Raw genomic sequence first — 11974 nt, 5'->3', positions numbered from 1 at the left:
GGCCCGTTCCGGAGAGGAGCGGGCCGCCCCTAAAGGCAGACTAGCGGCGCAGGCCGAGACGCTCGATGAGCGCACGGTAGCGGGCAATGTCAGTGTTCTTCAGGTAGGAAAGCATGCGCTTGCGACGACCAACCATGGCCAGCAAACCGCGCTGGGTGTGGAAGTCGTGCTTGTGCTCCTTCATGTGCTCAGTCAGATCCTTGATCCGCTGGGTCAGGACTGCAACCTGGACCTCGGGCGAACCGGTGTCGCCTTCAGAGGTTGCGTATTCCTTGATGATGGACTGCTTTACAGCGGCGTCAAGTGCCACGTGAACTCCTAGAGTTGTGCCGTGCCTCCCGGTGCAGCGCCTCGCTGACGGGTTGCCCTTGGTACGTTGCCGCACACAAAAACAGGTCCAGCCGCCACGGACTGCAGCCGGATCCACTCATCAGTTTACCGGCAGGTCAGCGGTGTTGTCGAAAACGCCCTTAGCGCCCGGCCAGGAGCTCGTGTGCTTGGGCTACGTCCAAGCACATTTGTTCGACCAATGCCTCCGGTCCCCGGTAAGCCACCATGCCACGGAGCCGTTGCGTGAATTCGACAGCGACGGTCTGGCCGTAGAGATCGAAGTCCTCTACGTTCTCCTCGGGGCGGTCGATCACATGCGCCTCCACCTGTCGGCTCACGCCATCGAAAGTGGGGTTGGAACCAACAGAGATGGCTGCGGGCCAGCGGGTACCGGACTGATCGATCAACCATCCCGCGTAGATGCCATCCGCGGGAACATACCCCGTGGAGTCATGGGAAAGATTTGCTGTTGGGAAGCCAAGATCGCGTCCGCGGGCAGCGCCATGGACCACTTCGCCCCGCATGCGGTGGGGTCGGCCAAGCACGGCAGCCGCAGTCACCACGTCACCTTCGGACAAGGCTTCCCGCACCCAGGTGGAAGAACAGCGGCGGTCGGTATCGCCGTCGTCGTGAACCGGGAAGCCTCCCGCCCCATACTCGTTGACTACCTGCACACCGAAGCCGAGTTCTTCACCCAACTCCTGCATGGTGACTACATCCCCAACATTCCCGGCACCAAAACGGAGATCGTGGCCTACAACCACGTGTGCCGCGTGGAGTCCCTCAAGGAGAACGCCGCGGACAAACTCACCAGGTGTCATGGCCGCGAGGTCAAGGGTGTACTTCATGACCAGCACGGCATCGACGCCGGTCTCCGCCAGGGCATCGAGTTTGTCCTCCAGCCCCATGATCAGCTCTGGAGCGGACTCCGGCCGGTGCACCTGGGCAGGATGCGGATCAAAGGTCACGGCGACTGACGGAATGTTGTGCCGCTTGGCGGTATCGGTCAGTTGCTCGAGGACATGCTGGTGGCCGCGATGAACGCCGTCAAAGTTCCCTAGGGTAACGACAGCTGGTCCGAAGTCCTGGGGGACTTCAGTGGGATCGTTCCAGATGTGGACCATCAACCTCGCCTTTTACTGCAGATATTCGTTCCGCCCGGCAGCCTTCCGGCGCCGGAACATTCTAAGGTTACCCGCAAGGGCAGTGGGCTCAGGACGGCCGGCGCTTGTTGAGCCACAGGAGTCCCAGAATCGGGAGGACCAGCGGCACGAAGCCATAACCCCGCCCGAACAAGGACCACACGGTGTCGTGCGGGAACGCCACAGGATCAAAGAGGCTGATCGCTCCCACCACCAGCACACCTATAAGCTCCGTGAGCACTGCGGCTACGGAGACCTTGAACCAGGTGCGGCCCGGCTTTGCCAGGGAAATGGTGGCCACGATGTAGACGACGGCGGCGAACGCGGACAGGATGTGCGCCAGCGGGGCTTCGGCGAACTTGGTGGCGATCTGGTAGCCGGCGCGAGCGGTCGCCGACAACGCGAAGACGGCGTACACGGCGATGAGAAGGCGTCCCGGACCCGTGTTCCGGGTGTCCTTCTGCTGCTGCCGCTGGCTCGCAGAGTTTGTCTCGGTTCCAGTCACGTTGTGTTCTTCCTTCATGTCAGTACCAGATCTGGTTCATGCGGGCACCCATCACAAGCACCGTGACACCCACGGCCGCGAGGACGAAATTACTCCAGCGGGTTCGTTCAAGAATGGCCCAATAGACTGCCCCCAACGGGATCATCAGCGCCGTGATCAAATAGCCCCAGAATTCCCACGCTTCACCGGCAATCTGTTCGCCCAAGGCTACGCGCACAATCGAACCCACCAAGTACACCACCAGCACCAGCTCAATGGCGAGCACGGAGAAGATGGTGGGATCGTTGGGGGCCTTCTTCATGATTCCAGCCACAACGCACATGATGGTGGACACCAATCCAACAATCAGGATGGCGTAGAAGTATCCGTCCATGCCTACTTCGCCTGACCTGTCCCGGTTCCAGGCGCAAAGACCAGCACCGGCTTCGCAAAGCTCCCGGAGTCAGCCAGCAGAGCTACCAACTCTCCCGACGGCGCGAAGGCCGCCGCGGGATTCTCGGCCGTCGCGGCCTCCGGGGTCCCTGTGCCCGGGCCGGCAGCGATTCTGCGGCCGAAGGAGATTTCCGTGGTTTCTTCCTCGCTCAGTTCCCGGTTGGGCATGAGAGCACGGGCGGCGAGGGACATTTCCAGGACTTCAAGCTCCTCCGCCAACTCCTCCAGGGTGCGGGCCTGGTCCAAGGAGTAGGGGCCCACCTTGGTCCTGCGGAGTGCCGTCAGATGACCTCCGACGCCCAAATCCTTGCCGAGGTCGCGTGCCAGAGCCCTGATGTACGTTCCGGAAGAACATTCCACGGTGACATCAACGTCAACCACCCGTCCGGCGTCGATCCTTTTGATGCCGTGGATATCGAAGCGGTGGATGGTCACCGGGCGGGCAGCGAGCTTGACCTCTTCTCCCGAGCGGACACGGGCATAGGAGCGTTCGCCGTTGACCTTGATGGCGCTGACACTGCTGGGCACCTGCTGGATGGGGCCGGTCAGCGCGGCAACACCGGCGGCGATGGCGTCGTCGGTGACATCCGCGGCGCTGCGGGCCTCCGTGACGTCGCCTTCGGCGTCATCGGTGATGGTGGTTTCGCCGAGCCTGATGGTGGCGGTATAGGTCTTTGACGTGCCAACAATGTAGGTCAGCAGGCGTGTTGCCTTGTTGATGCCGAGCACCAGAACGCCGGTAGCCATAGGATCCAGCGTCCCTGCGTGCCCCACTTTCCGGGTACCAGCCAGCCGCCGCATCCGGCCAACCACATCGTGGCTGGTCCATCCCTGCGGTTTGTCAACGATTACCAGTCCAGAAAGCACGCTTACCAGTATATGGGTGGCTAGGATGGCTCCCATGCCTGAGCTTGCCGCGCACGTCCGCGACGTCCCTGTGAACCAGATCCGTGAAATCACCGAGGCCGCATGGGCGACCCCCGGCGCGATCGTCCTCAGCATCGGCGAGCCAGGGTTCGCCCTGCCGCGCCATATCCTCGACGCCGGTATAGCCTGCCTGGACAGGGATGAGACCAACTACACACCGAACGCCGGGATTCCCGCCCTTCGGGAAGCGTTCGCCGCCCGCTTCCGGGAACAGCAACAAGTGCAGATCGGCGCTGAGCGGGTGTACGTGGTGGACGGCGCCCAACAAGGCCTGCACTTTGCCATGAGCCTCCTCCTCTCCCCCGGTGACGAGATCCTCATCCCCAACCCCGGATACCCCACATTTGCCATGACCAGCAGGCTCCTGCATGCTGTCCCGGTGCAGTATCCCCTCTACCCAGGGAACGATTTCCAGCCGCACATCGAAGACATCGAAGCACTCATCACGCCGCGAACCAAGGTCCTGATGCTGAACTCGCCCTCCAATCCCTTGGGTGCAGTCCTGAGCGGGGAATCCACGCGCCAACTGGTGGAACTGGCCGTCCGCCACGACCTCTGGATCATTTCAGACGAGTGCTACGAGGCTTTCACGTTCGATGTCCCGCACGTCAGTCCGGCCCGCTTCGACAGCGAGGTCCCCGGTGAGGCCCGTGTGTTCACTTCCCTCACGCTGTCCAAGACCTACGGACTCACGGGCCTTCGGATCGGGGCACTGATCTGTCCTCCCGGCATGGAGCAGAAGATGAACAACGTCATGGAGGCGATCGTTTCCTGCGTGGCCTCACCGTCACAGTACGCAGCGTTGGCGGCGCTGACCGGTCCCCAGGACTACGTTTCCAGTGCGCGGGAGCACTATCGCGGCAACCGGGACGTGGCGTCATCCGTGCTCGAAGCCAAGGGGATTCCGTTCCTCGGCGCGCAAGGAGCGTTCTATCTATGGGCCGACGTTTCGCACGTGAGTGGCGGGGACGTGCGGACTTGGGTGCGTAAGTTCCTGGCAGAGTCGGGCGTGTCGTTTGCCCCTGGCACGGCCTTCGGTTCGATTGGTGAGGGCTGGATCAGGATCGCCCTCTGTGGCAGCCAACAAGACCTGCTCGACGGCGTCAGCCGCCTCCCAGCCAAGGCTTAGGTTCCCGGTAGCTCTAGTAAGCCGTCCGGCGGACATGGTTCTTCCACGCCTCGAACGGGTCCTCGGAAGCGGCCAACTCAGCATGCTCCACGGGGAGAAGTTCAGGCCGGGTCCCTGCGAAGTATTCGTAGAACACTGCGTCATCGAAGCCTGCCCTGGCCGCGCCGTGCCGATCTGCAGCGAAGTAGACGTGCCCGATTCTGGCCCACAGGGTTGCCGAAAGGCATAGCGGGCACGGCTCGCAGCTTGCATAGAGCACGGCACCGCTGAGGTCGAACTTCTGTGTTGCCGACGCAGCCCGACGGATCGCCACCACTTCCGCATGCGCTGTGGGGTCGTGGTCCCGGGTCACCCGATTCACGCCCTCATGGACCGCTCCGTCCGCGGTGACCACGACGGCGCCGAAAGGGCCGCCGCCGTCGGAAACGTTCTGCACGGCCAGCTGAATGGCCAGGTTCAGGTATTCATCACGTTGCTGAGCACTGTGCGCCGACATGCTCCCGATCATAGCGAGTTTGAGTACAGCTAATGCCCCTAAGAAGTTTCCTTAGGGGCATTAGCTGTACAAAAACCCACAGAGAGGTTTAGCGGTTGGCGTCTTCGTCGACGTCGTCCTCGCCGGAGAGGTCAATGTCCTCTTCGTCGAAGTCGTCTTCGTCGATATCCTCGGCGGAGTCGCCCTTGTACGGGTCTGACTCGCCTGCGTGCTTGGCGCTGGCTGCCAGAGCAGCCACCTCGGCGTCACGACGCTTGGCTTCGCGGAGCAACTCCTCAAGGTTTGAGGCGTTGACCGGAATCTGGTCGGCGACGAACTCCAGCGTCGGGGTGAGCCGGACGGTGATGTTGCGGCCGACTTCCTGCCGCAGCACACCCTTGGCCTTTTCCAACGCCCGTGCAGCATCAGCGTGGGCTACCTCGTCACCGAAGACGGTGTAATAAATGGTGGCGTGCTGAAGGTCGTTGGTGACGCGGGCGTCGGTGACCGTGATGGACTCGACGCGCGGATCCTTGACCCGACGACCGAGGGCCTCAGCGACTACGACCTTAATCCGCTGTGCCAGCTTGGCAGCGCGTGCGGGATCAGCCATGACTTCCTCCTGGAAAGTAGAAACGGGGACGGAACGGGTCCGCCGGGGCTACCCGACGGACCCGTTCTAAACGGAACCTAGACGCGCGGCTTCTCGCGCATTTCGAAGGTCTCGATGATGTCGCCTTCAGTGATGTCGTTGAAGGAGCCAAGACCGATACCACACTCGAAGTCGGTACGGACTTCGGTGGCGTCATCCTTGAAGCGCTTGAGCGTCTCAACGGTGAGGTTGTCACCGATGACCTTACCGTCGCGGCTGACACGTGCCTTGGTGTTACGGCGGATGATGCCCGTGCGGACGATCGAGCCTGCGATGTTGCCGAACTTGGAGGAACGGAAGACTTCGCGGACCTCGGCAGTGCCGAGCTGGACTTCTTCGTACTCCGGCTTGAGCATGCCCTTGAGAGCCATCTCAATGTCATCGATTGCTGCGTAGATGACCGAGTAGAAGCGCATGTCGACGCCTTCACGGTCAGCCAGTTCAGCAACGCGCTCGGCCGGCTTGACGTTGAAGCCAATGATGATGGCGTTGTCCACCGTGGCCAGGTTGACGTCGTTCTGCGTGATGGCACCCACACCGCGGTGGATGACACGGAGCTGAACGTCGTCGTCTCCGACGTCGATCTTGAGCAAGGCGTCTTCGAGGGCTTCAACAGCACCGGATACGTCACCCTTGAGGATGAGGTTGAGGGTGTCGATCTTGCCTTCGGCAACGGCCTGGTCAAAGTCTTCCAGGCTGATGCGCTTGCGGCGCTTGGCCAGTGCGGCGTTGCGGTCGGCAGCTTCACGCTTCTCAGCGATCTGGCGGGCCGTACGCTCGTCAGGTGTCACCAGGAAGGTGTCACCTGCACGCGGCACGTTGGACAGGCCGAGGACCTGGACCGGGCGGGACGGCAGTGCGACATCGAGTGCCTCGCCGTTCTCGTCGAACATGGCGCGGACGCGGCCGTGAGCCGTACCGGCCACGATCGTGTCGCCCACTGCCAACGTTCCGGACTGAACCAGGACGGTGGCAACTGCACCGCGGCCCTTGTCCAGGTTCGCTTCGATGGCAATGCCTCGAGCGTCCTTGTCCGGGTTGGCGCGCAGGTCCAGGGCGGCGTCGGCCGTCAGCAGGACGGCGTCGATCAGTTCGTCGATATTGAGGTTCTGGCGGGCAGAGACCTCAACGAACATGGTGTCGCCACCGTATTCTTCCGGAACCAGGCCGTACTCGGTCAGCTGGCCCTTGACCTTGTCAGGGTTGGCGCCTTCCTTGTCGATCTTGTTCACTGCGACGACGATCGGCACGTTGGCTGCCTGGGCGTGGTTGAGTGCTTCCACCGTCTGCGGCATAACGCCGTCGTCGGCTGCAACAACCAGGATCGCGATGTCAGTGACCTTGGCACCACGTGCACGCATGGCCGTGAAGGCCTCGTGACCGGGGGTGTCAATGAAGGTGATGTCGCGGGCCGTGCCCTCGTGGACGTGGCTGATCTGGTAGGCACCGATGTGCTGGGTGATGCCACCGTGCTCGCCGGCCACAACGTTCGAGTTGCGGATGGCGTCCAACAGGCGGGTCTTACCGTGGTCAACGTGACCCATGACGGTAACAACCGGTGCGCGTGCCTCGAGAACGTCGTCACCTTCGGCGTCGAGTTCGTCCTGGATGTTGATGTCGAACTGATCCAGCAGCTCGCGCTCTTCATCCTCAGGGGAAACAACCTGGAGCTTGTAGCCAAGTTCGGCACCAAGCAGGCCAAAGGTGTCTTCGTCGAGGGACTGCGTTGCCGTCGCCATTTCACCGAGGTGGAACAGCACGGTCACCAGCGACGCGGGGTTTGCATCGATCTTCTCGGCAAAGTCCGTGATGGACGAGCCACGACGCAGGCGGATGATGGTCTCGCCGTCACCGCGGGGTACCGATACGCCGCCCAGCGACGGAGCACTCATCTGCTCCAATTCCTGGCGCTTTGCACGCTTCGACTTACGCTGCTTGCCACGACCGGCGCCGCCCTTGCCGAAGGCACCCTGGGTGCCACCGCGACCGCGGCCACCCTTGCCGAAGCCACCGCCGGCGGGAGCACCGCCACCGGTACCTGCACCAGGTGCGCCACCGGGACGACCGGGTCCGCCACCGGGACGGCCTGCGCCACCCGGACGGCCTGCGCCACCGGGAGCCGGACGCTCAGTGCGGTTGGGCATCATGCCCGGAGTAGGACGGTTTCCTGCACCGGGACCGCCAGCGGGACGCGGTGCGCCCGGACGAGGTGCACCGGGACGCGGAGCGCCCGGACGCGGACCGCCGGTACCGGCTGCGGGACGGGGACCGCCTGCACCAGCTGCGGGACGGGGGCCACCGGGACGTTCGCCGTCGTTACGGCGTTCGCCACGGGGCATGCCCTGTGACGGCGCGAACGGATTGTTACCCGGACGCGGCGGACGGTCTCCGTCGCCACCACGGCCACGGGGCATGCCCTGTGACGTAGCAAACGGGTTGTTGCCCGGACGGGGACCGCCGGGGCGAGGAGCCTGGCCGCCTTGACGCGCCGGAGCCGGAGTTTCTGCCTTGGGGGCAGGACGGGCGCCAGGCTTGGCCGAAACCGGGGTGGATGCCGCGGGAGCCACGGGGGCTGCCGGAGCAGGTGCTGCCGGGGCGGGAGCCGCCGGAGTTGCAGGCGCCGGCGCCGGAGCCTTCGGTGCTGCTGGTCCCGGAGCCGGGGCGGCGGGACGGGATGCTGCGGGAGCCTTGGGGGCTGCTGCGGGTGCGGGTGCCTTCGGAGCGCCGGCACCCGGGTAGGCGTCGCGAAGCTTCTTCACGACGGGGGCCTCAATGGTTGAAGAGGCAGAGCGAACGAATTCGCCCAATTCCTGCAGTTTTGTTACTGCATCTTTGGAAGTAATACCGAGCTCTTTGGCGAGCTCATGTACGCGGACCTTGGCCACATTTCTCCTGTCTCGGTCCGCACCGAGCCAGGCACGAACCGTCTACTTCTTACTGCGGGCCCCTGCCGCTAGCGCGACTGAAAGGCCCATTGCAGAGCGCAACAAAGTTGTCATCGTTACGCACTCATCGCTGGGAACTCATCGGGTTTCCATCAGTTTTCTGACCCGCTTTCAGGTTTGGACGGTTTTCCCGTGGCGGCCGTAGCCTCCACAAGTGGCGTGCCTGGCATCAGGTAGCGTTCGACGGCGCTGGTGTCGGCAGCACCCGCGAGGGCCCTGCCGAAAGCACGCCGCTTGCTTGCCAATGCCAAGCACTTTTCGCTGGGGTGCAGCCACGCACCCCTGCCGGCCATCCGGCGTCGTTCATCCACCAGGACGGCGGACGAACCGCTGCCTTGGGCGACGAGCCGGACAAGCTCGGACCGGGAGCCTTGCTTCCGGCATCCGATGCACGTGCGAACAGGCCCAATGCCATGCTCAAGCAGTTCAGCCACGACGTGTCCAACCTGCCTTACGCTACTGGCGCCCGACGGGCCCCGGTCCTGCAAACGCAGCTGAGGCACGCCAAAGCGCGCGGATACCGGACGTAAGCCCGGTTCCATCTAGTCTAGCCCCCCGGCCCCGCACTCCCGAAACCGGATGCGCGGCCAGCGCGGCGGAAACCAGCGGCGCGAGCCGCCGGTTGAACCGCTATTCGGCCTTTGCCGGAGCTGCGTCGGAGACGATATCGATCCGCCAGCCGGTCAGCTTGGCCGCAAGCCGCGCGTTCTGGCCTTCTTTGCCGATTGCCAACGAAAGCTGGTAATCCGGCACTACTACGCGGGCCGAACGGGTTGCCTCGTCAGTGATAGTGACGGAATTCACTCGCGACGGCGACAATGAATTGGCGATGAAGGTCGCGGGGTCATCGCTGAAGTCGACGATATCGATCTTTTCGTCGTTGAGTTCGGTCATGACAGCGCGAACGCGCGAACCCATTTCACCGATGCAGGCACCCTTGGCATTGACGCCGGGAGTGTTCGCCTTGACGGCAATCTTGGTGCGGTGACCGGCTTCGCGGGCCAGTGCCACAATCTCCACGGAGTGGTCCGCGATTTCCGGGACCTCCATTTCGAACAGCTTGCGGACCAGGCCCGGGTGCGAACGGGACAGCGTAATGGAGGGACCCTTGGCACCGCGGTGTACGTCCACCACGAAAGCACGCAGGCGGCTTCCATGGAGGTACTTCTCGCCTGGAACCTGCTCGGGCGGCGGCAGCAAGGCCTCAACGGAACCCAGGTTGACCTGAATCATGTGGGGGTTGTTGCCCTGCTGGATCATGCCGGCCACGAGTTCGCCCTCGCGGCCCTTGAATTCGCCCAGCACATTGTCATCCTCAACGTCGCGAAGGCGCTGCAGGATGATCTGGCGTGCCGTGCTGGCCGCAATACGGCCAAATCCAGCGGGTGTGTCCTCGAACTCGCCGATGGGCTCGCCGTCGTCGTCGATTTCCGTGGCCCAGATGGTCACGTGACCGCTCTTGCGGTCCAACTCTGCGCGGGCCTTCTCGAAGGCGCCGGGAGTCTTGTGGTACGCCACCAGCAAGGCTTGCTCGATGGTGGGAATCAGGAGATCCAGCGGGATTTCACGCTCACGCTCCAGGAGTCTCAGTGCGCTCATGTCAATATCCATTAGGCCTCCTCGGAAGGTCCGTTGTGCTCGTCTGCCAGCGCAGCCTCATGGAGGTGGCTGAATTCAATCTCGACTTTTCCTTGGCGGATCCTGTCGAAAGGAATAGTGATGGGGTCGCCCTGCTTGGGCTTCATACCCTTCTTGACTTCATGTTCGGGGATGAGCGTCACGTCGTTGTCGCCCACCGAGGCGATCCGGCCCAGGAGGTTGTCGCCTTGAATGACGTTGACCCGGACCATGCGCCCGCGGGCCCGGTGCCAGTGCCGCGGTTCCGTCAAGGGACGGCCGACTCCCGGGGAGGAAACCTCAAGGTCATAGGGGCGGCCGTCATCGTGGGGATCGTTGTCCAGAATATCGGACAGCCCGCGGGAAACCTCGGCGATGGCGTCAAGGCTGACGCCGCCGGTCTCCTCCTGCGGAAGGTCCACAACGACGTGGACCGTCCGGTGCGAACCGGCAATGTGGATGGAAACATCCTCGAGGTAGAGCCTGCTGGCCAGGACGGCCGGTTCAAGCAGCGTCTTAAGCCTGCTCTCTTCCGGGTTGTGGATGGTGGCCGTTGAGTTCGAATCAGAACGGTCTGTTGAAGTCGTGGCTTCCGAGTCACTCACGTTGCCCGCCGCCTCCCGATAGATGTTGTTGTGACTACTAGCCTAACGATTTTCCCGGGAACATGGTGCACGGACTTCCCCGCCCCCGTGACACCATGGTGTGTTGTGAACGGGCGGACAAGAGAAAAACAACGAACACCAGCATGGGGCCGGCTTGTGCTCGTTGCCATCGTGGCCCTGCTGGTGGCGGGCACCGGAATGGTGCTTATTCCGCGTGATTCCGGGACTCCCCCGGCCCCGTCTTCCTCCGAAACCGCCCGCATGACGGCGTTGGAAGATACCTTGCGACTGGGTGATGCAGCCGCCGCGTTGATGGAAGCCTCTGCTCCCAACGCCGGGAATGAGTCCCTCAACGACACTGTGACATTGCTGACAACCCATGCGCGGGCCCTCCTGGACCCTGCGGGTTCGCTGTCCTTCCCTCCGTCCAGTTCTCCATCGGATTCCAGCCGGGCAGCCTTCATCTCAGGACTTTCCGAGAGCGGGCAGAAACGCCTGGAGGACGCACGCGACGCCGACGGCGGGATCGCCCGCCTGCTCGCCGCCGTCGGCTCCGCTCAGCTGCTGCGGGCCGAAAAGCTGGCGGCCGCGTGGCAGCTGCCGACGCCTCACCAAAGCCCGTCCTCTGACAACAACATCCCGGCGGCGACTCCCTCCGCGGCCCCCTGTCCTTCCGTCAGCCCCACCCCCGACCCCGGGTCTGCCACCACAGACGCGGCATTGGCAGCTGCGGTCCGCTCCCATCAGAAGGCTGTCTACGCATATCAGGTGGCCCTCAAGCGGCTGGACGCTGCCGCCGCTGCTGTGGCTGCCAAAGACCTGAAAATGCATGAACTCCTGCTGCAGCAGGCCGAGGCTCTGACGCGTGCAAACTGCGCAGACGTGCCAACCAGCGAGGCCGGTTACCGGCTCCCCGGCCAGTTCGCACAGGACCCGGCCGGTTCGCTGGGCGCCCTTGAGGCGTCATCCTTGCCGGTGCTGGGGGACCTTGTTGCCCTGTCCACCGGCCAGAGCCGCGAGTGGGCCGTGGACGGGCTGCTGGCCGCCGCACGGAGGAGCCTGGCATGGGGTTCTTCCTTGCCGGCCCTGCCGGGCCTGGAGCTCGACGCCGGCAACTTGCCTTCCTTGCCGACGCCCAGTGATTCCGCAGCGTCATCGGGTAGATAGGCCAGCCTAGCCATGCTGGCCAAGGCAGAAGTCCGGTGCTTGGCTAGG

At 63.6% G+C, this 11974-nt stretch carries 13 protein-coding genes; 2 read left to right on the top strand and 11 right to left on the bottom strand.

From position 1 onward, the window contains the following. Positions 1-40: 40 nt before the first annotated feature. The 5 genes from rpsO to truB all read right to left on the bottom strand — a co-directional run bounded on the left by rpsO (position 41) and on the right by truB (position 3276). The gene (gene rpsO, locus BMY91_RS12895) at positions 41-310 is read right to left on the bottom strand and encodes a 30S ribosomal protein S15 (protein WP_017198030.1); all 270 of its coding nucleotides are present in this window, start codon (positions 308-310) and stop codon (positions 41-43) included. Positions 311-470: 160 nt separating this feature from the next. Next, positions 471-1454, bottom strand: coding sequence for a bifunctional riboflavin kinase/FAD synthetase (locus BMY91_RS12890; RefSeq protein ID WP_090822444.1), 984 nt, complete (start codon positions 1452-1454; stop codon positions 471-473). Positions 1455-1542: 88 nt separating this feature from the next. Beyond that, entirely contained in the window at positions 1543-1995 is a 453-nt protein-coding gene (locus BMY91_RS12885) for a hypothetical protein (RefSeq protein WP_090822442.1), read from the bottom strand. Position 1996: 1 nt separating this feature from the next. Beyond that, a complete protein-coding gene (locus tag BMY91_RS12880; protein WP_090822441.1) occupies positions 1997-2350 on the bottom strand; it encodes a hypothetical protein in 354 nt (117 codons plus the stop codon). A gap of 2 nt (positions 2351-2352) precedes the next feature. After that, positions 2353-3276: a tRNA pseudouridine(55) synthase TruB gene (truB, locus tag BMY91_RS12875; RefSeq protein WP_217639258.1), complete on the bottom strand. Its 924-nt coding sequence runs from the start codon at positions 3274-3276 to the stop codon at positions 2353-2355. 34 nt (positions 3277-3310) lie between these two features. Here truB and BMY91_RS12870 point away from each other — a divergent pair, with 34 nt between their 5' ends. Beyond that, the gene (locus BMY91_RS12870) at positions 3311-4465 is read left to right on the top strand and encodes a pyridoxal phosphate-dependent aminotransferase (protein ID WP_175538786.1); all 1155 of its coding nucleotides are present in this window, start codon (positions 3311-3313) and stop codon (positions 4463-4465) included. Between the two features lie 13 nt (positions 4466-4478). Here BMY91_RS12870 and BMY91_RS12865 read toward each other — a convergent pair whose 3' ends face one another. The 6 genes from BMY91_RS12865 to rimP all read right to left on the bottom strand — a co-directional run bounded on the left by BMY91_RS12865 (position 4479) and on the right by rimP (position 10759). Continuing rightward, complete coding sequence (locus tag BMY91_RS12865) at positions 4479-4961, bottom strand: nucleoside deaminase (RefSeq protein ID WP_254779992.1); 483 nt, start codon at positions 4959-4961, stop codon at positions 4479-4481. Positions 4962-5049: 88 nt separating this feature from the next. After that, the gene (rbfA, locus tag BMY91_RS12860) at positions 5050-5553 is read right to left on the bottom strand and encodes a 30S ribosome-binding factor RbfA (protein WP_090822434.1); all 504 of its coding nucleotides are present in this window, start codon (positions 5551-5553) and stop codon (positions 5050-5052) included. 77 nt (positions 5554-5630) lie between these two features. Next, positions 5631-8477 carry a translation initiation factor IF-2 gene (infB, locus tag BMY91_RS12855; RefSeq protein ID WP_090822433.1) on the bottom strand — a complete coding sequence of 949 codons (2847 nt, stop codon included), beginning with the start codon at positions 8475-8477 and terminating at the stop codon, positions 5631-5633. A 152-nt stretch (positions 8478-8629) separates the two neighbouring features. Further along, a complete protein-coding gene (locus tag BMY91_RS12850; RefSeq protein WP_256212728.1) occupies positions 8630-8971 on the bottom strand; it encodes a YlxR family protein in 342 nt (113 codons plus the stop codon). 196 nt (positions 8972-9167) lie between these two features. After that, complete coding sequence (gene nusA, locus BMY91_RS12845; RefSeq protein ID WP_090822429.1) at positions 9168-10148, bottom strand: transcription termination factor NusA; 981 nt, start codon at positions 10146-10148, stop codon at positions 9168-9170. Further along, positions 10148-10759 carry a ribosome maturation factor RimP gene (gene rimP / locus BMY91_RS12840; RefSeq protein ID WP_090822427.1) on the bottom strand — a complete coding sequence of 204 codons (612 nt, stop codon included), beginning with the start codon at positions 10757-10759 and terminating at the stop codon, positions 10148-10150. The genes nusA and rimP overlap by 1 nt, the downstream gene beginning before the upstream one ends. 156 nt (positions 10760-10915) lie before the next feature. On the opposite strand from rimP, the gene BMY91_RS12835 reads away from it, so the two are divergent. Further along, the gene (locus tag BMY91_RS12835; protein WP_256212727.1) at positions 10916-11926 is read left to right on the top strand and encodes a ferritin-like domain-containing protein; all 1011 of its coding nucleotides are present in this window, start codon (positions 10916-10918) and stop codon (positions 11924-11926) included. The last annotated feature ends 48 nt before the right edge of the window (positions 11927-11974 follow it).

Origin of the sequence: Arthrobacter sp. yr096 (genome assembly GCF_900108925.1) — a bacterium.
Taxonomy (GTDB): domain Bacteria; phylum Actinomycetota; class Actinomycetes; order Actinomycetales; family Micrococcaceae; genus Arthrobacter.
This window is presented reverse-complemented; position numbering and strand designations above follow the sequence as displayed.